Source organism: Citrobacter sp. wls706 (assembly GCF_005281305.1).
Taxonomy (GTDB): domain Bacteria; phylum Pseudomonadota; class Gammaproteobacteria; order Enterobacterales; family Enterobacteriaceae; genus Citrobacter; species Citrobacter werkmanii.
Genome location: NZ_SZXG01000040.1, coordinates 81,395 through 105,794, shown reverse-complemented (window position 1 = coordinate 105,794; position 24,400 = coordinate 81,395). Strand labels below are relative to the sequence as shown.

Sequence of the window (24,400 nt, the reverse complement as noted above, 5' to 3'; positions counted from 1 at the left end):
TCTTCATCTGCGAGGCGCTTTGGCGAATAAATACATACTTTTGCAATGTATTCATTTTCCGGGAATGGTGTTCGCAAAAATGCCCGGTGAAACCTAGCGCTTACCGGGCATCTTTACACCGCATCGCGCAGGCTGCGATCGTAACCAATCAGGCCGAAAAAGGGATCGTCTGTCGCCTGGTCTTCCTGAACAGGCAACAGATCGGCAACGGTTTGCACTTCGCGTTCGGACTCATCCAGTTGGCGTCCCAACAGCGTTTCGATTGCCTGACGATGCAGAAAGAATACCGGACGTCCGCGACTTTTAATCGCCAGACCGTCATTCCAGAGCTGATTTAGATCTTTACTGACCGAGTTACGCGCCAGCCCAAGATTAAAGCCGATGGCCTCCGCTGTGAACGCCGTTTCCTGCGCCAGTTGGGCAAGATTCAGTCCTCGCGGCATCCAGACCTTCCGGTCATCAAAACGTTTTTGACAAATAATGGCGCGCGGAACCGGTTTCCGGGAAGTTATCGAGGGTCATTTGCAGCTGATAGCCGTTTTTCTGATAAAACGGCAGCGCCTGGAAACTCATCGTATCCACCAGCGCATGCAGACACCCTCTCTCACGCGCGGTTTGTTCCGCCGCCTGCATCAATTTTGTGCCGTAACCGCCTTTACGCAGCGAATCATGCATCCATAAAAACTCAATGCACAGCCATTCGCCTTTAATTTTGCCGATCAACCCGCCCAGAATTTCATTGTGCTCATCGCGCCAGTACACTGCCAGGTCGCCAAAATTGGTGGTTCTGAGAAACTGGCGATTGTACGCACGCAATCCGCTCAGCAGCGCGTTTTGATCGTCTTCGGTAATCGTATCGGTAATCTGTATTTGCATCCTATCCTCCTGAAAAACTACAACGTCTGGCTGATTTAGTTTTAGGCATTAACACAGGCTGATGAGTGAGTCGTATGCCGTCTACACTTACTCTTGAGATGATGCGCATAGACAACAAGGATTATTATCATGAAACGAGCCATTTTTCCGATTATTGCCGTCCTTTTAACGCTACCCGCTCTGGCGCAAGCCGACTCAGCGTATGGCAGTCTGCAGGCTGTACACGAAAAAAATACCGTGCTGAATGACTTACGTAAGATTTGCACCCCGCAAGGGTCGCCGTCAGATGAGGTGTGGGAAAAAACAATTATGGCTGATACGCGCAATCAACAGCACATTCGCGAAGCCATTCTGGCAATACAAAGAAACAATCAGAACAACTACTGGGAAGCGCTTGGCAAAGTGGAATGCCCGGATTTATAGCCATTATGTTGTAAAATGAGCACTGTAACCGGTTTCTGTATCGTAAAAACACGTATTGTTGCCAGAACAGATAAATAGCAATGGAGCAACAATATGCGATACCGTTTTCCTGAAAACTTCTGGTGGGGCAGTGCCTGCTCGGCGCTACAAACCGAAGGAGATAGCCTGAACGGCGGCAAAAGCCAGACCACGTGGGATGTGTGGTTCGGCCGCCAGCCAGGTCGTTTCCATCAAGAGATAGGCCCAGCGAACACCTCAGGCTTTTATCAGCACTGGAAACAGGACATCGCACTGCTCAAACAGCTGAAACACAACAGCTTCCGTACATCTCTGAGCTGGTCACGCCTGATCCCGGACGGCACCGGTGAGGTTAATCCTGAGGCCGTCGATTTCTATAATAACGTCATCGACGAACTGCTGGCGCAAGGCATAAAGCCATTTATCACCCTGTTCCACTTCGACATGCCGATGGTGATGCAGGAAAAAGGCGGCTGGGAAAACCGTGAAGTGGTCGAGGCGTTTGGCCGCTACGCACAGACGTGTTTCAAATTGTTCGGCAACCGTGTTAAGCACTGGTTCACCTTCAACGAGCCGATTGTTCCGGTAGAAGGTGGTTATTTGTATGACTTCCATTACCCTAACGTGGTGGATTTCAAACGTGCGGCCACCGTGGCGTACCATACCGTGCTGGCGCATGCGACGGCAGTGCGGGCGTATCGTGATGCAAACCATGACGGTGAAATTGGCGTGGTGCTGAATTTAACGCCTTCGTATCCGCGCTCGCAGCATCCGGCAGATGTCAAAGCCGCGCACTATGCGGACCTGCTGTTTAATCGCAGCTTCCTCGACCCGGTACTGAAAGGGGAATATCCGGCGGATCTGGTGGCATTGCTGAAAGAGTACGATCAGCTTCCGACCTGCCAGCCAGGCGATGCGCAGTTGATCGCCGACGGCAAAATCGACCTGCTGGGGATTAACTATTATCAGCCGCGTCGTGTGAAATGTCGCGATACGGCAGTCAATCCGAATGCGCCGTTTATGCCGGAGTGGCTGTTTGATTACTACGAAATGCCGGGGCGTAAAATGAACCCTTACCGCGGCTGGGAAATTTATGAGCCGGGTATTTACGATATTATTACCAATCTTCGCGATAATTACGGTAACCCACGCTGCTTTATTTCAGAAAACGGTATGGGTGTAGAAAACGAACAGCGCTTTATTCAGGAAGGACAAGTTAACGACAGCTACCGTATCGAATTTGTTGCTAAGCATCTGAAATGGCTACATAAAGGCATTAGCGAAGGCTGTCATTGCCTTGGCTACCATATGTGGACCTTTATTGATAACTGGTCATGGCTCAACGGCTATAAAAACCGCTACGGTTTTGTCCAGCTGGATTTAGAAACGCAAAAACGCACGGTGAAAAAGAGCGGCGAATGGTTTGCCCATACCGCCGAAAATAATGGTTTTGATTGATTAAGTTGCCGGATGACAGTGTTGACTGAAAACGATGCGCCATCCGGCAACTGTTTTCACTGAATCCTGACCTTCATCGTAACCAGAAGCGCTGTCAGCAGCATCAGGCTGCCCGAGAGCATCAGGGGCGACAGCAGTCCGAGGTTATCAAGCGCGTAGCCTCCCACCGCAGCCCCGCAGGTATTGGCAAGCTGGATCACGGCGACCTGAACGGATCCGGCTTTTTCTGCCTGATCGGCAAGTGAGCGGGTGATCCACGTCGACCAACCGACCGGTACCAACGCAAACGCCAGCCCCCAGATTATTGCAATGCCCGCGGCAACCACTTTATCGCTACCCCACAAAATCAGGACCAGCGCGCTGAGCGCCAGCACCAGCGGCGCACCGGCTAAGGCCAGTTTGACCGAGCGCTTTAGAATCACCGAAGAGAACGACGTCCCGACAAAGCTGGCGATACCAAAACTCAACAGCACCAGCGTCAGGCCATCAACATCAAAGCCCGCCAGATTCATATAGACAGGGCGAATATAGGTAAAGAAGGCGAACTGCCCGGCAAAGGACATGAAGATGGCAATCATCCCGGCCATTACTCCGGGGCGCTGCAGCAGGCTGAACATGTTTTGCTTCTGATGCGAAGGTTCACCCGGCAGCGAAGGCAGCGCTCTCACCACCCAGATGGTACACAACACCCCCATTACCGCCGCCGCGTTAAACACATTGCGCCAGCCGATGATGCCGCCCAAAAAGCTTCCCAACGGCGCGGCAATCACCAGCGCGATGGACACCGCGCCAAAGATCACCGACAGCGCTTTCGGCACCGTACGCGCGGGAACCAGACGCATAGTCAGCGACGCTGACATCGCCCAGAACCCGCCGAGCGCCAGCCCCAGACAGGCACGACCGATCAGCAGTAGCGTAAAAGAGTTAGCAAATGAAACCAGCAGGCAGGAAAGCGTCAGCAGAACCGAAAACAGGATCACCACATAGCGACGATCGGTCGCCTGGATAATTTGCGTCACAAACAGGCTGGCGAACATGGCGACAAACGCCGTCACGGTCACTGATTGTCCGGCAACGCCTTCTGAAATGCCCAGATCCTGCGCCATTGGCGTCAGCAGACTAACAGGCAGAAACTCAACGGTTATCAGGCAGGCAACACAGAACGCCACGGCGAATACCGCCGACCAGTTTGGCCGGGTATTTACCTCAGCGCGGGATTTTTGTTCAACAGCGTCACTCATTTTGTTACCTGCGTGGGGTTATTGTAGAAAAGTTACGCATTGTAACATTAAAAGTGTGACGTATTTAACGTTTTGACAACTCTCACCGCCGGATGGCGACGTCGCCTTATCCGGCCTACGGCTGAGCCTCTTTGTAGGACTGATAAGCGTAGTGCCATCAGGCATCACTATCAGTGCAGCCAGTGCACGCCATCTTCAGGTTGGAAAAAGGCGTTATAGCGCATCTGGAACGCGTTAAGTTCCTGCATATCCGGCTCCATTTCACGTAGAAACCCGAGCGCCAGGCGCACCTGCGCGTCGGTGATCGGGGCGGCCAGGCGAGATTTTTGTAGCAGACGGTGCCACTGCAGCAGGTTCTGCTCACTACCGTCGACAATGACGATTTGCCAGATTAACAATACCTGGGCGGCATTTTGCAGATGCGATTCCTCAGGGCGGTGCAGGTACTGTAAAAACGCCTCACCCTGTACTTTTCCCATCTGATCAATCATCGATTCTACCGGTACCACATCAATATTCAGTCGCTCGCTCAGACGGCGAATGGCCCGTCGTGATCCAGACGTCAGCACCCGAAAACCCACTACAAAAACAACCACCAACGTGGCCAGCATTATCCAAATCATTAATGACGATACCGCCGCTTAAACTAATTTTTCCGAAAGGGACTGACAGGCTTCGCGCACCCATTGCGAATATTGTGGAATACAATTTTTTGGCATTTGTAATTCAACGCCGCTGATACTTATTGCCGCAATCACGTCTTTATTACGGTTAAAAACCGGTGCGGCAATGCAATAGATGCCAGGAGAGTCTTCGGCGTTATCAAAGACCCAGCCTTGCTCGCGGATTCTGGCAAATTCCTTCATTAATGCTTTTTTGCTGGTAATGGTGGTTTCGGTATACCGTGGCAACACTTCCTCAGGCAACAGTTCATCGATTTTGTCCTGCGGCAACCAGGCACAAAGCGCTTTCCCCACACCGGAGCTGTGCATCGGTAATTTTTTACCAACCCAGGTCCGAATGCCAATCGGCTGGGTATTCTCCAACTTCATAAGATAAATTGGCGCGACTTCATCCAATATACCTAAGTGACAGGTCAGATCCGTTTGCTGACGCAGTTTTTCCAAAACAGGAAGTGCTGCATTACGAATATCAAATTGTTCCAACGAACGATTTCCCCATTCGTACAGCTTCAAGCCCAAAAAGAAACGTCCCTTTTCCAGGCGCAAAAGATGATGCGCAACCAGTGCATTTAGCAGGGAAGACGTGCTGCTTTTTGGTAATGCCAGATCCTGCTGAATCTGACTGAACGTCGCTCCTGGGGAGTTAAAAAGATAATTACAGATTTTTACTGTCTTATCCAATGCGGGAACAGAGGTCGTAATGTCTTGGTTCATGCGCTATTAATCTTTTTTATTCATAGACTCTGCACAGTATACCGCAATCACTTTTCTCAGGAATGCGGCTTTTTTGCACATACGCAAACTGGGCTCTATTACCTAAATTTTATACCCACAAACCCGATCCATCTCACAGTTGTTCATTTGTTCTGCAAAAAACGTTGACGAACGATTTGGATATTTGCTGTACTAACTTCAATATACAGAACATAAGTTCCATATACAGAACTAAAGGAGTGGCAATGTTGAACATTTTTAAGGGCATCTTCCCACCAGTGCCGACTATCGTTGACGAAAGCGGTGAATTGGATCGCGCAGGAATGGCAGTAATGATTGACCATGTGATTAGCAATGGTGCCGACGGAATGCTCATTCTGGGCAGTGGTGGCGAATTTTCCCATTTCTCGTCCGAACAAAGAAAGCAAATTGCAGAGTTTAGCCTGCAGCATGTTGCTGGTAGAGTTCCTGTTCTTATTGGTATCGCCTGCGCCAGCACAGCGGAAACTATCGAACTTGGAAAGCATGCTGAAAACGCGGGCGCAAAAGGAGTACTGGTAGTCAATCCTTATTATGCAAAACTCAGCGATGAGGCCCGCTTTACGCATTACAAACGAATCGCTGAAGCGCTAAGCATTCCCGTCTTCTTATATAATTTTCCAGAACTAACTGGCCAGGATATTGGTTTAAACGTTATCACTCGCCTTGCCCGTGAAGTACCAAATATCGTTGGCATTAAAGATACAATTGATAACATTAGCCACACCAGGGAAGTTATCAATCAGGTTCACTGTTTCCGCCCAGATTTTATCATTTTTAGCGGTTATGACGAATATTTGCTTGATACATTATTACTCGGTGGACATGGCGGCATTCCGGCAACATTTAACTTTGCGCCTCATATTACACGCGGAATTTATCAGGCTGTTCAGCAGAACGATCTTGCTACCGCCAAAGCACTTCAACAACAACTTGCCGGGTTATCACCTTTATATGCCTTAGAACAACCGTTCTTTGCCGTTATCAAGACCGCCATTAAATTAAGTGGCGTGGATATATCAACTGCAGTTGTCCCGCCAGCATTACCGTTAAATGAAGAAAAAAGAGAACAGGTTAAAAATATTTTATCCCGTATTGCGGTATAAACCAGCATGAGAGCAAAGATAATGAACATCAACCCTGTATTAAAATTGAATCCCAAAGATGATGTGGTTATCGCAAGGCAGGCTGTCCCCGCAGGCACCCGGCTTGAAGAAGAGCACATTACGGTACTCAGTGATATTCCCGCAGGGCATAAAATCGCCCTGCATGCACTGAGGGTTGGCGATGCGGTCAGACGTTATGGGCAAATTATTGGCTTCGCAACTCAGCCCATTAAGCCTGGCGAACACATCCACATGCATAATTTGGGAATGGGTGACTTCGAACGCGACTATGCCTGGGGCGAAGATTGCCATTCACCCTCCCCAGCCCCTCAACAGGATACCTTTATGGGTATCCGACGCGCCGATGGTCGTGCAGCTACACGTAATTACATCGGTATTTTAAGCTCCGTAAACTGTAGTGCCACGGTCGTAAGAGCTATTGAGGATCACTTCCGTCTGCAGGGTCTTGCAGATTACCCGAATGTTGATGGCGTGGTGTCATTACCACAAAGTTTTGGCTGTGCTATTGGCTCTAAAAGTGAATCAATGGACGTCATGAGACGTACGATGGCCGGTTATGCCACCCATGCCAACTTTGCCGGAGTAATCATTGTTGGACTGGGATGCGAATCCAGTCAAATTAAAGACATGATGAACGCCCATGGACTGGCCGATGGCCCCATGATGCACAGTTATACCATTCAGGATGTGGGCGGTACACGTCACGCCATTGAGAAAGGAATTTCCCTGGTTAACCAAATGCTGCCCGTTGCTAACCAGGTAACACGCCAACCTATCCCGGCATCAGAAATCATACTCGCGCTGGAGTGTGGCGGTTCCGACAGCTATTCCGGGATCTCAGCCAATCCAGCTCTGGGCTATGCGGTAGATAAACTGGTGCAACAAGGCGGAACAGCGATTTTATCTGAAACCTCCGAAATTTATGGTGCAGAGCATCTTCTTACCCGCCGCGCCATTTCTCGCGAGATAGGTGAAAAACTCATTGCCCGCATTCACTGGTGGGAAGAGTATTGTCGCCGCACCGGAAGTGAAATGAACAATAACCCCTCGGCGGGTAACAAAGTCGGCGGACTGACGACAATTCTGGAAAAATCACTTGGTGGTATTGCTAAAGCGGGTACAACCAATCTGACAGAAGTGTATGAGTATGCAGAACCGGTAACCGCGAAAGGTTTTGTCTTTATGGATACCCCTGGATATGACCCTATTGCCGTTACGGGGCAAATCGCCGGAGGAGCAAATCTTCTGTGTTTCACCACAGGTCGAGGTTCTGCCTTTGGTTCCAAGCCAACCCCAAGCTTGAAGCTGGCTACCAATAATGCGCTTTGGCAACGCCAACAGGAGGATATGGATATTAATTGCGGAACCATTGTCGAGGGGGAAGAATCCATTGCAGAAGTCGGTGAACGTATCTACCAGATGATCCTTGAGATGGCATCAGGTAAAAAAACGAAGAGTGAGGAATTTGGCTATGGCAGTCAAGAATTCGTCCCCTGGACTGTTGGCTCCATAATGTAACACTCCACAAGATAATAATACCTCGTACCGCCATACTCATTATGAGTATGGCAAGGAGCCCTTATGTCTATTGTTAACGTAAATACTGAAGAAGAAAAATTAAAGGCAACAACAGTAAGGTGGCGCATATTTATTATTATGCTCTTATTAGGTGCTATTAACTATATTGACCGCACCTCTCTTTCTATTGCCATGCCTTATATTACAGATGAATTTGGTATTACCGATACTCGCGTTGTTGGTGTGATTCATAGTGCCTTTTTCTGGGCTTATGCATTAATGCAAATTCCTAGTGGGGTCATTGCTGATAAATTCAAAGCCAGAAATATCATTGCTCTGGCCACTATCTTATGGGGAGCATTTCAAGCCATAGCGGCTCTGTGTCACTCTATTTTCACCCTTTCACTTTCTCGTCTGGGGTTAGGCGTCACTGAATCTCCAATCATGCCCGCCGGCGCGAAGTTAATGGGCACATGGTTAACGCCAACCGAACGTGGACGTGGTTCGATGCTACTTGATGGCGGCGCGCCATTGGGTACGGCGCTGGGTGCGGTGATCATCGCCGGACTTATTGCCTTTTTCGACTCATGGCGTATGGCATTCGTAGTGGCTGGTGTGGGAACAATGATTGTCGGTTTACTGGCCTGGTGGTACATCCGCACTTATCCATCAGAACACCCCAGCATCAATAAAGCTGAACTAGACCATATTGTTGCGGCAAACGGTGCTGAAACCAGTAGCAAGAAATACCGTCTGGCCGATATCAAACCTTACCTGAAACAACGTAATGTGATTGCACTTATCTGTGGCTGGGTCTGCTATAGCTTCGTGTTCTATGGCCTGATGACATGGCTACCGCTCTATTTCCAGGCCACCTACGGTTTTGATATCAAATCGATGGGCGGAGCAATGGCGCTGATCTTCCTGCTGTGTTTTGTCGGCCAACTGACTGGCGGCTACATTATGGATAAATGGCGCAGCAAAGGGGCAAAAACAAGCCGCGTTATGCATACGATGTTGGCGATTTCGGCTACCACCGCTGGTGTAGGTATTTTCCTTTGCGCACAAAGCTCGACGCCAGCCGTCGCAATTACCTTGCTCACTATTGCCCTTTTTCCCCTGCGATGGGCCAGCGTTTACTGGTCAATACCCGGACTGCTGGGCGCACAATCAGTTGCAGGCACCATTTGTGGAACTATGAACTTCACCAGTAACTTGTTCGCAGCCATCCTGCCTATTTTTATCGGTTTCCTGGTGCAATCCACGGGGAACTATTACGCAGCGATGATGTTCTTTGCGCTGGCTGCGGTGGGTTATCTCATCTGCTCGTTGCTGATCAACTTTGATAAAAAAATGGTCATTACCGACGAATAGTCCACCTGAATCTGGCCCGTTTACGGGCCATCTTTCAACATCAGGAACGATGTATGTTCAATTCAGAGAATTTCATTGCCGTAGACTGGGGCTCAACTAACCTGCGCATTTGGGTCTATCAACAGAATGAATGTGTCTGGCAACACGCCAGTCAGAATGGGGTACTCAAACATCAACCAGGTGTATTCAAAGACACCTGGCTAACACTGCTCAGTTTGTGTCCCCGGCCATTAAGCAAAGATACAACCGTCATAATGAGCGGAATGGTGGGCAGTAATATCGGGTGGGTAGATAGCCACTATTTACATTGTCCAACCCCGTTAAGTGCATTATCACAGCATCTAACAAAGGTTGAAGATGCCGGCCCTTTTCCCACTTTCATCGTTCCAGGCCTGCAAATTACCGGGCCAGAAAACTACAACGTCATGCGTGGAGAGGAAACTCAGCTTTTTGGCGCCTTAGCTGATGAGAACTGGTACGTATTCCCTGGAACACACAGCAAATGGGTGCAGGTACAAGAGAGTAACGTCTGCGATTTTCAAACCATCATGACTGGCGAGTTTTTCCACTTACTTTCACGTTACTCCATCGTTGGAAAAAACGCCGGGGAACAAAACACGAACGAACAGGCTTTTTTAGCAGGAGCCGAACGCGGCTGGCAGGAAACATGTTTATCCCGCAGCCTATTTGATCTGAGAGCCCGAATACTCACCCATGCGTTGTTACCTGATACGCTTTACGAATCTCTGTCAGGGTTATTGATTGGCCATGAAATAGCACAAATGCTACAGCATTATGCCATTAACACTGAAGAAGAAGTCATTCTGGTGGGCAATGACGATTTGCTCAGCCGCTATCAACGCCTGTTTCATCATTTCGGTTATCGCTGTCGGCTCTGTAATGGTGAAAACGCATTTGTTAATGGTATCAGGAGACTTTTAAATGAATAGTCGTAACCCTTTGGTCGCTATTTTACGTGGGGTGAAGCCCGATGAAGTGCTGGCCCATATTGATGCACTTATTACAGCCGGATTCAGCACAATAGAAATACCGCTGAATTCACCAGACTGGCAACGTAGTATTGCTCTTGCCGTGGAACATTATGGTCATACGGTAAAAATCGGTGCCGGAACGGTCACCAATGTCAGTGATGTCAGCACACTCTCTTCGCTGGGATGTGCATTTATCCTTACGCCCAACACCGATCCGGAAGTAATTGATACTGCGCGAGCGGCCAAAATGACGACCTGCATCGGCTGCCAAACAGTCAGCGAAGCATTTGTTGCATTCCGGCATGGCGCGGACGGATTGAAAATTTTCCCTGCGGGGGAACTGGGACCGGATTACATCCGGGCATTAAAAGCCGTTTTGCCTCCTCAAGTCCCTTTGTATGCCGTGGGCGGAATTAGGCCAGACAATTTGTCCCATTACCTGAAGGCAGGTTGTTTCGGTGCCGGCTTAGGCAGCGATCTGTATCGTGCCGGACAATCTATCCACCAAACAGCCGCAAATGCTAAGGCATTTATCGAGGCTTATAATACCTTCTGTCAGTCTCAGGCATAAAAAAGCCCGCCATTATGGCGGGCAAAAGTTACCAATGCACACTTAACTCAAGCAACTTTCAATTGTTGAATCTTTTTCTCGCGGCGAATTTTACGTTCTTCAAACACGGCCACGATGGCCATCAGGCAGATACAGCCAATGGCGGCGGTATCCAGCGCGGCAAAGGTGCCTGCCCAGCCGGTGAGGCCGAAAATCGGTGTGCCGTCGGCGATCATCCCGAGACCCAGCTTGGCAAAGCTGTCGCCAATCAGGTAGGCGAAGGTGCCTTTAATGCCATCGGCCGCGCCGATCGCTTTTTTCGGTACAAATCCGACGGCGGCCACGCCGATTAACAGCTGCGGACCGAACACCAGGAAGCCGAGGGCAAACAGCGACGCCAGATAGACGTACTGGTTGCTGGCGTGCTGGTATACGCCGAGCGTGGCGATGATGAGTGCCAGCGCCACGCAAGCCACCAGCGCGCGACGACCGTTAGCGAGATCGGAGAGCCAGCCCCACAGCAGCGTGCCGACCAGCGCGCCCACTTCAAACAGGGTAAAACCCTGAATCGCCACTTCTTTGGAGAGCTTCAGCTCCTGGAAGGCGTAGACGGTGGACCACTGGTCGATACCGATACGCACCACGTACAGGAAGATGTTCGAGAAACATAGCAGCCAGATCACTTTGTTTTTCAGCACGTACTCAACAAAGATCTGCCATTTGGTCATCTCATTTTCTTCGGTCTCTTTGTCCTCTTCGCTGATCTCCTCGCCGAACAGCTCTTCGGCTTTACCGAGGCCATAAGATTCCGGGGAGTCGCTGCCGTAGCGCAGGCCGATAAAGCCGACAATCAGGGCAATAATTGACGGGAAGATAAACATGCCGATGACGTGGCCGTCGAACAGGTAATTCGCGCCGAACAGCGCTACGCCCGCCGCCCCCGCGCCGCCGAGGTTGTGGGAGATATTCCACATGCCGAGGTAGGAACCGCGCTTACGGCGCGGCGTCCACTTGGTGATGGTGGAATAGCTGCACGAGCCGCCGGTGCTCTGGAAGAAGCCGCTCAGCGCGTAGAAAGCGATCATCAGGAACAGGCTGGTTGACCCCGCGCCCATGCTGGCGCTGAAGCCAAGCATACAGATGGCGGAGAGGATCAGCATAAACGGCAGGAACTGCTTGGTATTTTTGCCGTCCGCGTAGTAGGAAACCACGGTTTTACCCACACCGTAGGTGATGGAGAATCCCAGGCCAATCATCCCCAGCTGCGTCATGCTCAGCCCGTAGGTGGAGATCATGTCGTTCTGCGCGATGTTGAAGTTCTTGCGGATCAAGTACATGGTCAGGTAGCCGATAAAGACCACCAGATAGGACTGCATGAACGGTTTGAACCACATTTTGCGCCGCACATCGAGCGGCAGATCCAGGGTCGGCTTGCGCACCTGGTTGAGAAAGGCCAGCATTTGACACTCCCGAGCTGATTTTTTTACCTGCGAATGGCAGGCATTGTAAAAATCAGCCGGGAGACACGCCTGAGACAGCGTCCAGGTGAAACCGGGAAAATTTCTTAGTTTTACGCCACTCGGGGCAAAAAGGTGAGGTGCATCACGCTTCGTTGAGATCGCGCGGTGCCTGGGCGTTTAAGAACGGCAGCAACAGCAGTGCTGAGATGCCGGCCGCGATGGCGATCACCACAAAGAATCCGCTCCAGTGCCACACTTCCATCACCTTCGCCAGCGGCCAGCCGGAGAGCGATGCCCCCAGATAAGCAAACAGGCCGACAAAGCCGGTCGCTGCGCCCGCCGCCTCCTTGTGCGAGCACTCCGCCGCCGCCATGCCAATCAACATCTGCGGGCCAAAGACGAAGAAGCCGGTGGTGAAAAAGCACGCCGCCTGCATCACGTAGCTGGCGAATGGCATCAACCATAGCGAGCCCACGGAGAGCAAAATTCCGGCGGCGAAAATCAGGTTCATCGGCCCACGATTGCCGTTGAATAGCTTGTCCGAGCCCCAACCTGCAACCAGCGCGCCGATGAAGCCGCCCAGCTCGAACATGGTCACGGCGGTATTGGCAGTGACCAAATCGACGCCGAGCGTCTCCGACATATACAGATTGCCCCAGTCGTTGATCGCCGCGCGCACCACGTACACCAGCACATAGCACAGCGACAACAGCCAAATATATGGATTAAGCAACACATATTTGGTGAGGATCTCTTTACGAGTTAACCCCGCGCCCTCCTGCTGCTGGGCAATTTCCAATTCATCGTGCCGCCAGTCGCCAATCGGCGGCAGACCAATCGCCTGCGGCCTGTCGCGCAGCCGCCAGCACAGAAAAACGCCCACCACGATCGCCAGCGTACCGGCAATCATCATCCCGGCGCGCCAGCCGTAATGCAGCGCCGCCGCCGCCATGACGATCGGAATCAGCGCGCCGCCGACGTTGTGCGCGGTGTTCCAGATAGCCCACCAGCCGCCGCGCTCGTTGCGCGAATACCACGCGGTGAGCAGACGGGCGCACACCGGCGCGCCCCAGCCCTGGAAGAAGGCGTTCAGCGCCCACAGTACGGCAAAGGCCCAGACCGAGGTTGAGAAGCCGAACAGGATGTTAACCACGCCGGTGGCGATAAGCCCGATACCCATAAAATAGCGGGCGTTGGAGCGATCGCTAACAATACCGGAGACAAATTTCGACAGCCCGTAGGTGATGTAAAACAGCGTCGCCAGCAGGCCAATATCGCTGCGGGTCAGCACACCGCTGGTGATAATTTCCGGCACCGCGGCGTTAAAGCTTTTGCGCGTGAAATAAAACAGCGCGTAGCCGAGCCAGATAGTCAGCAAAATATGCCGCCGCCAGTAACGGTAGCGGGCGTCCACTTCCTGCTTGTCGGTGATAAGCGGCGCGCTGGCCGGAGCTTTTAAAAACTGAAACATGGCCGTTCCTTAGGCGTAGCGCTGGGGCAGCGACACGCTGACGCGCGTGCCGTGCATGCAGGATATCGTGAGTGAACCACCGAGCGCCGTCACCCGCTCGCGCATCCCGGTGAGACCAAAACCTTGTGGGTTCGACCCCGGCGGCAAGCCGCTGCCGTCGTCCTCAATGACCAGCATCAGCCGCTCATCCTGCTGCCAGCCCTGGAGCGTCACCGCGCTGGCATTGGCGTGCTTCACAATGTTGTTCAGCCCTTCCTGACAGATGCGAAACAGCGTCACGCGCTGGCTTTCGCTCAGCAATGACTCATCAATTCGCCAGTCAAGGTGGCTGACGATACCGCGGCTTTCCAGCTCCATTTCGCGCATCAATGAACGGATGGCCTGTTCCAGCGAGAGATCGTCCAACTGGCGCGGTCGCAAGCGACCCAGCAGGCGGCGCACCGAATCGTACACGCCCAGAGACAACTGCTCGATATGCGCTCCGCTTTGCTTAACGCCCGCGTTCTCGGGGGCCAGGCGCTGTACAATACCCGCCTGCGTGCGAATGGCGGTGATGGTCTGGCCGATATCGTCGTGCAGCTCGCGCGCGACGTCGCGGCGCACGCTCTCTTCGGTTTCAAGCAGACGTTCCGCCAGCCGATGATTGCGCGCCAGCTCGTTTTGCAGCGACTGGTTAAGCTCACGCAGCCGCTGAATACCCGCACCGAGCAGCAGCCCGGTCAGGCTTTGCGCCAGCAGCGAGAGCAGTAAATCGACCGGGTGATCGTGCCAGGTCTGGCTGGCAATCAGTGCGATGGCGTTCATCAACGTCGCAATCAGTGCCCCCTGCCAGCCGTAGTGCCAGGCAAGCGCGATAATCGGTAAAGCGAGGCAAAATGGGGTAAAGCGCGAAAGTTCGGCGGGCAAACCGAGCTGTAGCCACAGGCTGACGGTGAACAGCAGCAGGTACCAGACCAGATGTCGCCCGCGCCAGTTCACCGGCTGCGACACCAGCGCCGGGCCGAGCGGCAGCCAGGTGGTGCTGGTGAGGTAGTGCCAAAACACCAGGCAGATCGGCGCCAGCGTTAATCCGCCGGTCAGGGTCAGTAGCAGCGCATTCCACGCTTCCTCGCCCTGCCCCAGCCACGGCAGCGATTGCAGCAGCGCCGCCGCCGTCAGCGCTGCGCCCTGCAACAGCAACGTGCGCCAGTCGCGTTGATGGCGGTATCGCGAAATCAGCATCACCGGGAGCAGCGTGAGGGCACTTCCGATCATCAAAAGTGGCAAATGGGCCAGCGCCACCTCCTGCGCCAGCCAGTACATCAGCAGCCACTCCGCGCCCAGCAGCACCGGCCAGTAGCTGCGCGGGCATTGCAGCATTAATCCCAGACGCAGGCCGAACGGAAACAGCAGTACCGCCAGTTCCGGGCGCTCAACCAGGTGCAGGCTGATGCTCCACAGGCAAAACCACGCGGCGGAAAAGATAAAGAAACAGGCAACAACGGTAATTAACCGGGAGAAAAGTGCGTTCATTGCCAGCCGTCAAACATCCGGCGCGCCAGCTCAACATCGTTGCTGACGTTCAGCTTTTCCATCAGGTTGGCGCGATGAACGTGCACCGTTTTCGGCGACAACCCCAGCTCGGCGGCAATCTCTTTCACCGCCATCCCCTGTGCCAGCTTCTCCGCCACCTGACGCTCGCGTTTTGTCAACGGATCCTGACGCCCGGCCGCCAGCTTGACGGCGATGTCCGGCGTCAAATAGCAACCGCCGGTCGCCACGGTATGCACGGCGGCAATCAGTTCATCTGGGCTACAGCGTTTTGAAAGAAAACCACGCGCGCCTGCGTTGAGCGCCTGCTCGACCAGTGCCGGGCTGTCGTGGACGGAGAGCATGATAATCGCCATCCCTTTTGGCAGTTGGCTTAGTAACTCCAGGCCCGAGATATCGGGCATAGAGATATCGCAAATACACACCTGCACGCCGCGCCCCGGTAAACCGGCCAGCGCCTCGCGCCCGGAGCCAAATTCCGCCACAACCTGCAAATCAGCTTCCAGCCCCAGCAGTTGGGCAAAGCCGGAGCGGACGATAGTGTGGTCGTCGATAAGGGCGATGGTGATCATGGGTTTGTCCTGGCGCTAAGGCATGCCTGATAAGCGTAGCGCCATCCGGCAAAAGCGCTTACCTTAACGATAAGCGCTTTGGTGTTCAAGCCTTGAGCGATCAGGCTATGCCTGTCGTGACGGTAAATATCCGGGTGTGCTGCGGTTCTATTTCAATCAAGGTGCCATTGCGTTGTGCCGCCAGGAATCCTTCGGGTCGACAGGTTGCAGGCAACGCGAATGCCGCAACCTGTTGATCGCCGTTATACAGGATCCATCGCGTCACATAATTCAGCTCCGCGCTGGAGAAACGTGTAACGAACGTGGTGCCATCTGGAGCAATCATGCTAAATTCTGGATTATCTGTGTACCTGTCCAGTTGGTCAGCAAAGAAGACAATTTCCGGATCGTAAAAATGGGGTTCATTGAGCCGCGCCAGAGAAGCCTCGCCCTGCACAATCCGCTGATTAAACGCCAGCCATTGCTCAGTCGGCTTAACATGCGCGGGTATCGACTCACGCAGCTTCATGGCCTCATCCGGAATATTCTGGCTGAAGGAGGCTTCCGGTACGTAGGCATAGTTCATATGGCACATGTACTGCAACGGCATTGCCACTGAAGCGAGGTTGGTAACCGCCATCTGAATATCAAACAGCGCGCTCGCTTTGTGCATTACCACCGCAGGATGCGCCTGATAATGATAACCGAACCCCATCACATACTCATAGCGTCCGCCCACGCGCAAATTCTCACCCTCCAGCTCCAGCCAGGCTTCATCCATCGCGGCACAAGCCATTTCACCGTGCAAAGGATGTGAATCTTCTGGTGATGGGCAGCCATTAGCCAACAGACCTGAGTGGAAGGCAAAACAACCGTAGGTCGCCACCACTTCCGCCGCCGGTTTCGGCTGACTGAACATGTTGCGCATGGTCAGGTCATGGCCATCAAACTGAGCATCCCAGATCATCTGCCCCATCCAGGGCAGAATAACCAGATGTCCACGACTGTTTTCTACCTTCAGCCCTTCCACTCCGCTGGCGTAACGAAATGCGGTAACCGTGAAATCGCTATTCTTCAGTAAGATTCGCGGATGCTCTGCAAAGAGTTCTCGCCACAGCGTTATACGTGTTGTCATGATCGCTCTCCTCAGGAAACTGTCGCTTCAGCCAGGTTGTTGCGCACTTTGCTTTCACGCCAGAAGTAGATGCCGACGTACACGAAACAGAGCATGGAAACCAGGAACGAAAGTTGTAATGAATGGAACATATCAGCCACATAGCCCTGAATCGCCGGAACCACCGCCGCGCCGACAATCGCCATAACAATGACGGCACCTGCCATTTCGGTATGTTCGTTATCCACGGTATCAAGCGTACCAGCATAGATTGTCGCCCAGCAGGGTCCAAACAGGACACTCACCAGCACTGCGACATACACAGCGCTGAAGCTTGGCGCCAGTGCAACATAGACGAGGAACAGGGCACCAATGATGGAATAGAGAATCAGCACTTTTTCCGGATTGAAGCGCGTCATCAAAATGTTGGCGATAAACTTGCCGATAAAGAAGCAGGCGAAGCTATAGACCATGAAGGTTGAGGCGTCGCGCTCGTTGATATCACCTAATTCCAGTGCCAGACGGATGGTGAATGACCACACCGCGACCTGCATCCCCACATAAAGAAATTGCGCCACAATTCCACGACGGAAACGGGCATTGCTGGCCAGATAACGCAGTGTATCCATCGCTGACGGGCGTTTACGACTCGTGGTTTGCGCGACTTTACAGGTCGGGAAGCGGGTCAGCAGGAATAACACCATCACCACAACCAGCACCATAATCATGTACTTATATGGCTCAAGAGTATTTTCCAGCATCAACACTTTAAAGTTATGGATCTGCTCGGCGTTCATCCCGGCCATCTGTTTTTCCAGGCTTTCGCCTTCAGAGAAGACCAGATATTTACCCAGCAGAATACCAGCCGCCGCGCCAATAGGATAAAAAGTTTGACTGATGTTCAGGCGTAAAGTGGCATACGCTTTTGGGCCGATCATTGAGCTGTAGGTGTTGGCCGCTGTTTCCAGGAAGCTCAGACCAATCGCAATCGCGAAAATCGCCGCAAGGAACATGGTGTAGGTGGCCATGTGCGATGCCGGGAAAAAGAGCGTACACCCAACGATATAAAGGGTCAGCCCCATTAAAATGGCGACTTTATAACTGGTCTTTTTAATCACCAGAGATGCCGGAATTGCAATTAAAAAATAACCGCCATAAAAGGCACTCTGAACTAATGCCGAGGCAAAGTTGCTGAGTGAAAATACGCTTTTGAATTGCGTAATCAGAATATCATTTAATGCGGCTGCGCATCCCCATAACGGGAATAAACAGGATAACAAAATAAACTGGAACAGAGGGGTCTTATTCAAATAGCCGTCAGCCATCTGAATGATGTTTTTATCGTTCATAGTGCTACCTTTTACAGTGCAGGAGTATTATTCGTTTAAGGTAAGAAACTCATTAAATTGTTCGATGCTTGGATAAGATGATTGAGTGCCTTTCCCGGTAACGCTGAAAGCAGCGAAGAGAGCGGCTTTTTTCATGGCGGCTTCCACATCACCGCTTTGAACGTAATAGTGAGCAAAACAACCGATGAAAGCGTCGCCTGCGCCACTGGTATCGATAGCGTTCACTTTAAACGCCGGAACATGGACTTCCTGGTCACGCGTCATCCACAGCGCACCTTTCTCACCCATGGTGACAATAATATTGTTCAGACCTTTATCAACCAGAGAACGTGCCGCTGCGCGAATATGGTCATAGGTATCTACTGACATACCGGTTAATATTTCCAGCTCGGTTTCGTTCGGCACGAAAAAATCACATTTACAGGCATAAGACATATCTAATTCCCGTAATGCAGGGGCGGGATTTAGTAACACTTCAATACCGTGTTTTTTGCCAAATTCAATCGCGTGATAAACGGTTTCCAGCTGCACTTCCAGTTGCAGGACAATAAGCTGACATTTTTTCAGATCTTCCGCCGCACGATCGATATCTTCCGGGGAGAGAAATTTGTTCGCTCCTTTAATAATCAGGATGCTGTTGCTGGAGTTGGCATTAACAAAGATCGGTGCGACACCGCTGCTGGTGCAGGGTACCTTTTCGACATAGGTGGTATTAATTCCCCAGGATTCGAGATTGCGAATAGTGTTATCCGCAAAAATATCATCACCGACTTTTGTCAGCATCAGCACTTTGGAATTGAGCTTAGCGGCCGCAACGGCCTGATTTGCGCCTTTGCCCCCACAGCCAATTTTGAACGCCGGCGCTTCCAGCGTTTCCCCTTCTTTGGGCATCTGGTTGATGTAGGTGATGAGATCCACCATGTTGGAGCCAATAACCGCGATATCCATTTTACTACCTCTCAGAAACAATCACACAACAATGATATTAAAATAACATTATCATGTTACTTTCGTACCATTTGTGACTAGGATCGCGATTGGAAGATCATTTTATTGTTTATTTATTACGCTAAATGTTGCTACGCCATCACACTACAAATGATGAAGTTGCTTACAATTGACTGAAAGTTAACTGTATACAATCAATAAAACGTGAAAAAACACGCTTTTATTTCCGAATAGTCAGACGTATAGTAATGCGGCAATGCCATGTTCTAAGAAACACAAAAATGTTACTGAAGGAACATGGAAACATGATTCGTGGAGAAGCACATGGAAACTAAGCAAAAAGAACGTATTCGACGTCTGATGGAATTGTTGAAGAAGACCGACCGAATCCATCTGAAAGAGGCGGCACGAATGCTGGAAGTTTCCGTGATGACTATTCGTCGGGATCTCAGTCAGGATGACGAGCCGTTACCACTCACGCTGCTCGGTGGTTACATTGTGATGGTGAACAAACCTGCTGCCATCGTTAACGCGCCACTCCCCGCGCAAAAGCAGTATCACCGCGATGATTTACCGGTTGCCATTCTGGCTGCGGGACTGGTGAGTGAAAATGATCTGGTCTTTTTTGATAATGGTGCGGAAATGCCGTTGGTGGTCAGCATGATCCCGGACGATATTTCCTTTACCGGGATTTGCTACTCGCACCGGGTGTTCGTAGCGCTAAATGAAAAGCCCAACGCCACAGCGATTCTTTGCGGGGGGACCTACCGGGCGAAAAGTGACGCCTTTTACGACACCAGCAATCCCTCCCCGCTGGATGCACTCAACCCACGAAAAGTCTTTATCTCCGCCAGCGGAGTCCATGAGCATTTCGGCGTTAGCTGGTTCAATCCGGACGATCTGGCCACAAAACGCAAAGCGATGGAACGCGGATTACGCAAAATTCTGCTGACGCGCCACGCCCTGTTCGATGAGGTCGCCCCCGCCAGCATTGGTCCACTCTCCACCTTTGACGTACTGATAAGCGACCGTCCGTTACCGGCAGATTACGCAACCCACTGCCGGAACGGCTCTGTCAAAGTGATCACCCCGGATTCAGACGGCAACTAACTCACTCAAAGAAGACGGTGATTTTGTTAAACATCGACGGGTCGGATTGGTTGCGGGCGACTTTCACCACATCTTCCAGTTTGTCGATCTGGCTTATCATCTGCTCCAGACGCTGATCGTCGTTGACCAGTAGCCAGATGCGGCTCTTATCGCTGTCCTGAATCGGTAGACAGAGAATGCCTTCCACGTTGAACGCGCGGCGGGCAAACAGCCCGCAGACGTGGGTCATTACGCCCGGATGGTTGCGTACGGTGAGTTCCAGGATTACGTTGTCATGAGTCTGCTGTTGCATGGCTTATTCCCCCACCATTTCAGTGTTTGCCGCACCCGGCGGCACCATCGGGTACACTTTTTCTTCGGCGTCGATACGCACGTGGATCAGCGCAGGTCCAGGCCGATTAATCATTTCCTGCAACGCTGCCTGTGGGTCTGCTTCGTTATTCAAATCACAAGTTTCCAGACCAAAACCAGCTGCGATCTGCATAAAGTTAATCATCCCCGGATAGGTCGCAGCAAAAACACCCTGCTTATAGAACAGGCTCTGCTGCTGATATACCAGACCCAACGCTTCGTTATTCATCAGGATGATTTTAATATCCAGCTGATTTTCGCTGGCTGTCGCCATTTCCTGAATATTCATCATCAGGCTACCGTCGCCGGAGAAGCACAGCACTTTTTTATCCGGGTTCGCCAGCGCCGCGCCAATGGCCGCCGGCAGACCAAATCCCATGGTACCAAGACCGCCAGAGGTCAGCCACTGACGCGGACGGTTCAGCGGGTAGGCCTGCGCCGCCCACATCTGATGCTGCCCGACATCGGTGGTGATAATGGCGCTGTCATCCACGCATGCCGCCACCGCATTGATCAGCCCATAGTGACTGAGCGGGTCGCTTTCCTGCGGAATGGCGCAAGGAAATTCACGTTGTAAATCGGCCACCATCTGATGCCATGCCTCTCGCGGCTGGGCCTCAACCAATGGGATCAGCTGTGCCAGTACCTCATCGACATCCGCCTGAATCGCTACGTGCGGCTGTTTGATTTTACCCAGCTCCGCACGGTCGATATCCACATGGATGATTTTGGCGTTCGGGCAGAACTGTTCGGTTTTACCAATCGCCCGGTCATCAAAACGTGCGCCAAGAACAATTAATAAATCCGCTTCTTGCAGAATAAAGTTGGTACTGCGCGCGCCGTGCATACCCAACATGCCTAACGACAGCGGATGCGCCTTTGGCAGCATGCCAAGCGCCATTAAGGTCATGGTGGTAGGCAGCATGGCTTTTTCGGCCAGTTCACGCACGCGTGCGGGCGCGTTAATCACGCCGCCGCCGAGGTACAGTACCGGACGCTGTGCGGCGTTAATCATGGCTGCGGCATCGCGAATGCTGTCCTGACTGAACGCCGGCGCCGCCATTTTCTGCGCGGGTTCCGGCATCTCTTCAATTTCAAATACGGCGGTTTGAATATCCTTAGGAATGTCTATCCACACCGGGCCTGGACGTCCGGACTGCGCAATGCGGAATGCATCGCTCATGACCTGAGGTAATTCATTGATATGGCGGACCAGATAGTTGTGTTTGGTGATGGGGATAGAAATACCGTAGGTATCGACTTCCTGGAAGGCATCGGTACCGATCATCGAGGCCGGAACCTGCCCGGTGATACACACCAGCGGGATGGAATCCAGACGAGCATCGGCAATCGCGGTAACCAGGTTGGTGGCGCCCGGCCCGCTACAAGCCATACACACGGCGGGTTTACCATCGGTTCGTGCCATGCCTTGCGCGATAAACCCCGCACCCTGCTCGTGGCGCGCCAGGATATGACGGATTTTCGTGCTTTGGCTTAACGCGTCATAGACGGGAAGGATCGATCCGCCAGGGATACCGGTGACTACCTGGATTCCCTGACGTTCCAGGAAATGAACGATGAATTCTGCGCCCGTAAAACGCGTACGCTTGGATGTTATGCCCGAACTTGCCATGCTCCAGTCCTTTTATTCTGGGCCTTTGCTCCGGGCAGGTCTCTTAAACGAAAAACCCCGCCCGGTTTGCGCCGGCGGGGTTTTGGAATCGTGTGTTGATCCGGACCCTACGGCGCATTGCCGACGACCACCACCACACGCACGACGACCGCTGCGCGAGATGGCGCAGTTTTTAGTAGGGTCGCAGTCAGCATGGAAGGGTTCATTAGGGACCTGTCTGTTTGTTGATTAACTGGATTTATACAAACACAGGTTTTTCAGCGTGACAATGGAAAAATTTTCATCTGCACAAAAATGCGTCAACGATCACATTTCACTATACGGTGTTGAAAAACAAAAAACCCCGCCGGAGCGAGGTTCTTTTCAGCGTTGTGCGGTTGGTAGCCGCCGAGCACACTGTGTTATGTCAACGAGAAAAGTATACGCGCTCCGCGAAGAACACGCAATTTCGGCACGAATTTTGATGATATTGAGTATGGCCTAATGTTGACGTTACGTCCACAAAATACTGTTAATTTATACAGTATTTATCTATAATATTTCAGTACGCAATGTGTTATGCGGGGGCCGCATCGTAAACCGGCGCATCAAAGTCCTGGCTGAAACGGGTGGTGCCGTCAGCGCCTTAACCCCCGTGCGAGCACACTGTGTTATGTCAACAAAGGTGCTGGCAACAGGCAGCGGCGAGGTACGCCAGCACCGTGCTCCTTGTACCAAAAGGAGAGCGTATGAGCCTCGTGGATATCGCTATTCTTATCCTCAAACTCATTGTTGCAGCACTGCAACTACTTGATGCCGTTCTGAAATACGTTAAGTAATTCAGATTCAAGTCGCACCTAAGGGGAGCGGGTAACACTCCGCTCCCCTTTCACCTTTTCCCAGGTGCTTGTCACGCGTCAATATGTTACGTTTTTATGACATTCTCAGGGAAGAATTCCGCCATGACGCTTTCTGTTTTCTGCATTTTGCTGTTCGCCGCGCTGCTGCATGCCAGCTGGAATGCCATTGTTAAGGCTGGAAACGATAAACTGTACTCGGCGATCGGCGTCAGCGGCTCAGCTGCGATTATGGCTTTAATCTGCTTACCCTTTGCGCCTCAACCTTCTGCCGCCAGCCTGCCGTTTTTGGCTGTCTCTACGGCCTTACAAGTGGTGTACACGGTTCTTGTCGCCAAAACCTATCAGGTTTCGGATATGAGTCAGACCTACCCTTTGATGCGCGGCACCGCACCATTGCTGGTTGCGATTATCAGCGTCCTGTTCCTTGGCGATAGTCTCTCTACGCTTGCCTGGGTGGGGATTGCCACCATCTGCCTGGCTATTCTCGGCATGGCATTTAACGGGCGCAGCAGCTCGCAACGCGGGATCGTACTGGCACTCATTAACGCCTGCTTTATTGCCGGTTACACGCTGGTCGACGGCACCGGGGTACGCTTATCTGAAACCGCGCTGGGTTATACGCTGTGGACCTTCTTTCTGAACGGTTCTTGCCTGCTCACCTGGGCGATGATCGCCAGACGCCGGGAAGCGTCACGCTATCTGGTACAGCAGTGGAAGAAAGGCATTCTTGGCGGGATTGGCACAATGGGTTCCTACGGACTGGCGCTGTGGGCCATGACCCAGGCACCGTTGGCGGTGGTCGCTGCGCTGCGTGAAACTTCCATCCTATTTGGCGCGCTGCTCGCCTGGCTGTTGCTGAAAGAAAAGGTTGCCGGAGTGCGTCTTGTCGCGGCCGCAGGTATTGCCATAGGCGCGGTTTTGCTACGCTTGTCATGATTTGTTGGTCGACCTGATGCAATCCGGCAACATTTGTTGCCGTTTTTTGTTTACATTTCCTGCCGTTCATCGCTTAAACATTCCAGCCTACTATC

At 52.1% G+C, this 24,400-nt stretch carries 24 protein-coding genes and 1 pseudogene; 10 read left to right on the top strand and 15 right to left on the bottom strand.

Annotated elements, in window-relative coordinates; translation table 11 throughout:
- Window positions 1–116 precede the first annotated feature (116 nt).
- A pseudogene (locus tag FDW92_RS20610) lies at window positions 117–443 on the bottom strand (transcriptional regulator); the annotation flags it as partial.
- Between the two features lie 16 nt (window positions 444–459).
- Window positions 460–876, bottom strand: coding sequence for a GNAT family N-acetyltransferase (locus tag FDW92_RS20605; RefSeq protein ID WP_042311510.1), 417 nt, complete (start codon window positions 874–876; stop codon window positions 460–462).
- Window positions 877–1,005: 129 nt separating this feature from the next.
- On the opposite strand from FDW92_RS20605, the gene FDW92_RS20600 reads away from it, so the two are divergent.
- A complete protein-coding gene (locus FDW92_RS20600) occupies window positions 1,006–1,299 on the top strand; it encodes a YicS family protein (protein WP_042311508.1) in 294 nt (97 codons plus the stop codon).
- A 93-nt stretch (window positions 1,300–1,392) separates the two neighbouring features.
- Window positions 1,393–2,775, top strand: coding sequence for a glycoside hydrolase family 1 protein (locus FDW92_RS20595; RefSeq protein ID WP_042311506.1), 1,383 nt, complete (start codon window positions 1,393–1,395; stop codon window positions 2,773–2,775).
- A 56-nt stretch (window positions 2,776–2,831) separates the two neighbouring features.
- Here the strand turns inward: FDW92_RS20595 and nepI are convergent, their stop codons facing one another.
- From nepI to FDW92_RS20580, 3 genes are all read right to left on the bottom strand, one after another.
- Window positions 2,832–4,016 (bottom strand): purine ribonucleoside efflux pump NepI, encoded by a 1,185-nt coding sequence (gene nepI / locus FDW92_RS20590; RefSeq protein WP_042311504.1) that lies wholly within the window; start codon window positions 4,014–4,016, stop codon window positions 2,832–2,834.
- 170 nt (window positions 4,017–4,186) lie between these two features.
- Window positions 4,187–4,639 (bottom strand): DUF1198 family protein, encoded by a 453-nt coding sequence (locus FDW92_RS20585; protein WP_042311502.1) that lies wholly within the window; start codon window positions 4,637–4,639, stop codon window positions 4,187–4,189.
- A gap of 18 nt (window positions 4,640–4,657) precedes the next feature.
- Window positions 4,658–5,413 carry an IclR family transcriptional regulator gene (locus tag FDW92_RS20580; protein ID WP_042311500.1) on the bottom strand — a complete coding sequence of 252 codons (756 nt, stop codon included), beginning with the start codon at window positions 5,411–5,413 and terminating at the stop codon, window positions 4,658–4,660.
- 245 nt (window positions 5,414–5,658) lie between these two features.
- On the opposite strand from FDW92_RS20580, the gene FDW92_RS20575 reads away from it, so the two are divergent.
- From FDW92_RS20575 to FDW92_RS20555, 5 genes are all read left to right on the top strand, one after another.
- Window positions 5,659–6,558, top strand: coding sequence for a dihydrodipicolinate synthase family protein (locus FDW92_RS20575; protein ID WP_042311498.1), 900 nt, complete (start codon window positions 5,659–5,661; stop codon window positions 6,556–6,558).
- Between the two features lie 21 nt (window positions 6,559–6,579).
- Window positions 6,580–8,097, top strand: a complete 1,518-nt coding sequence (locus FDW92_RS20570; RefSeq protein WP_042311496.1) for an altronate dehydratase family protein — start codon at window positions 6,580–6,582, stop codon at window positions 8,095–8,097.
- A 63-nt stretch (window positions 8,098–8,160) separates the two neighbouring features.
- Window positions 8,161–9,471 carry an MFS transporter gene (locus FDW92_RS20565; protein ID WP_042311494.1) on the top strand — a complete coding sequence of 437 codons (1,311 nt, stop codon included), beginning with the start codon at window positions 8,161–8,163 and terminating at the stop codon, window positions 9,469–9,471.
- 53 nt (window positions 9,472–9,524) lie between these two features.
- Entirely contained in the window at window positions 9,525–10,421 is an 897-nt protein-coding gene (locus FDW92_RS20560; protein ID WP_042311492.1) for a 2-dehydro-3-deoxygalactonokinase, read from the top strand.
- Window positions 10,414–11,034: a 2-dehydro-3-deoxy-6-phosphogalactonate aldolase gene (locus FDW92_RS20555; protein ID WP_042311490.1), complete on the top strand. Its 621-nt coding sequence runs from the start codon at window positions 10,414–10,416 to the stop codon at window positions 11,032–11,034. Before FDW92_RS20560 ends, FDW92_RS20555 begins: the two co-directional genes overlap by 8 nt.
- Before the next feature lie 47 nt (window positions 11,035–11,081).
- Here the strand turns inward: FDW92_RS20555 and uhpT are convergent, their stop codons facing one another.
- The 7 genes from uhpT to rbsK form a co-directional block, all read right to left on the bottom strand.
- Entirely contained in the window at window positions 11,082–12,473 is a 1,392-nt protein-coding gene (gene uhpT, locus FDW92_RS20550) for a hexose-6-phosphate:phosphate antiporter (protein WP_038635654.1), read from the bottom strand.
- Window positions 12,474–12,615: 142 nt separating this feature from the next.
- Complete coding sequence (locus FDW92_RS20545; RefSeq protein ID WP_042311488.1) at window positions 12,616–13,944, bottom strand: MFS transporter; 1,329 nt, start codon at window positions 13,942–13,944, stop codon at window positions 12,616–12,618.
- A 9-nt stretch (window positions 13,945–13,953) separates the two neighbouring features.
- Entirely contained in the window at window positions 13,954–15,456 is a 1,503-nt protein-coding gene (gene uhpB, locus FDW92_RS20540) for a signal transduction histidine-protein kinase/phosphatase UhpB (RefSeq protein WP_042311485.1), read from the bottom strand.
- Window positions 15,453–16,046, bottom strand: a complete 594-nt coding sequence (gene uhpA, locus FDW92_RS20535) for a transcriptional regulator UhpA (RefSeq protein ID WP_038635664.1) — start codon at window positions 16,044–16,046, stop codon at window positions 15,453–15,455. Before uhpA ends, uhpB begins: the two co-directional genes overlap by 4 nt.
- 100 nt (window positions 16,047–16,146) lie before the next feature.
- Window positions 16,147–17,160 (bottom strand): aldose 1-epimerase family protein, encoded by a 1,014-nt coding sequence (locus FDW92_RS20530; protein WP_042311483.1) that lies wholly within the window; start codon window positions 17,158–17,160, stop codon window positions 16,147–16,149.
- Window positions 17,161–17,171: 11 nt separating this feature from the next.
- Window positions 17,172–18,488: an L-fucose:H+ symporter permease gene (fucP, locus tag FDW92_RS20525; RefSeq protein ID WP_042311481.1), complete on the bottom strand. Its 1,317-nt coding sequence runs from the start codon at window positions 18,486–18,488 to the stop codon at window positions 17,172–17,174.
- Between the two features lie 27 nt (window positions 18,489–18,515).
- Window positions 18,516–19,436, bottom strand: coding sequence for a ribokinase (rbsK, locus tag FDW92_RS20520; RefSeq protein WP_042311479.1), 921 nt, complete (start codon window positions 19,434–19,436; stop codon window positions 18,516–18,518).
- A 324-nt stretch (window positions 19,437–19,760) separates the two neighbouring features.
- On the opposite strand from rbsK, the gene FDW92_RS20515 reads away from it, so the two are divergent.
- Window positions 19,761–20,546: a DeoR family transcriptional regulator gene (locus FDW92_RS20515; RefSeq protein ID WP_042311477.1), complete on the top strand. Its 786-nt coding sequence runs from the start codon at window positions 19,761–19,763 to the stop codon at window positions 20,544–20,546.
- Between the two features lies 1 nt (window position 20,547).
- On the opposite strand, the gene ilvN is transcribed toward FDW92_RS20515, so the two are convergent.
- The 3 genes from ilvN to ivbL form a co-directional block, all read right to left on the bottom strand.
- A complete protein-coding gene (gene ilvN, locus FDW92_RS20510; protein ID WP_003023914.1) occupies window positions 20,548–20,838 on the bottom strand; it encodes an acetolactate synthase small subunit in 291 nt (96 codons plus the stop codon).
- A gap of 3 nt (window positions 20,839–20,841) precedes the next feature.
- The gene (gene ilvB, locus FDW92_RS20505; RefSeq protein ID WP_042311475.1) at window positions 20,842–22,530 is read right to left on the bottom strand and encodes an acetolactate synthase large subunit; all 1,689 of its coding nucleotides are present in this window, start codon (window positions 22,528–22,530) and stop codon (window positions 20,842–20,844) included.
- Between the two features lie 107 nt (window positions 22,531–22,637).
- Window positions 22,638–22,736, bottom strand: a complete 99-nt coding sequence (ivbL, locus tag FDW92_RS20500) for an ilvB operon leader peptide IvbL (RefSeq protein ID WP_003827118.1) — start codon at window positions 22,734–22,736, stop codon at window positions 22,638–22,640.
- A 522-nt stretch (window positions 22,737–23,258) separates the two neighbouring features.
- Here ivbL and tisB point away from each other — a divergent pair.
- Window positions 23,259–23,348 (top strand): type I toxin-antitoxin system toxin TisB, encoded by a 90-nt coding sequence (gene tisB, locus FDW92_RS20490; RefSeq protein WP_003023909.1) that lies wholly within the window; start codon window positions 23,259–23,261, stop codon window positions 23,346–23,348.
- Between the two features lie 123 nt (window positions 23,349–23,471).
- Window positions 23,472–24,305: a DMT family transporter gene (locus tag FDW92_RS20485; protein WP_042311473.1), complete on the top strand. Its 834-nt coding sequence runs from the start codon at window positions 23,472–23,474 to the stop codon at window positions 24,303–24,305.
- Window positions 24,306–24,400 lie beyond the last annotated feature (95 nt).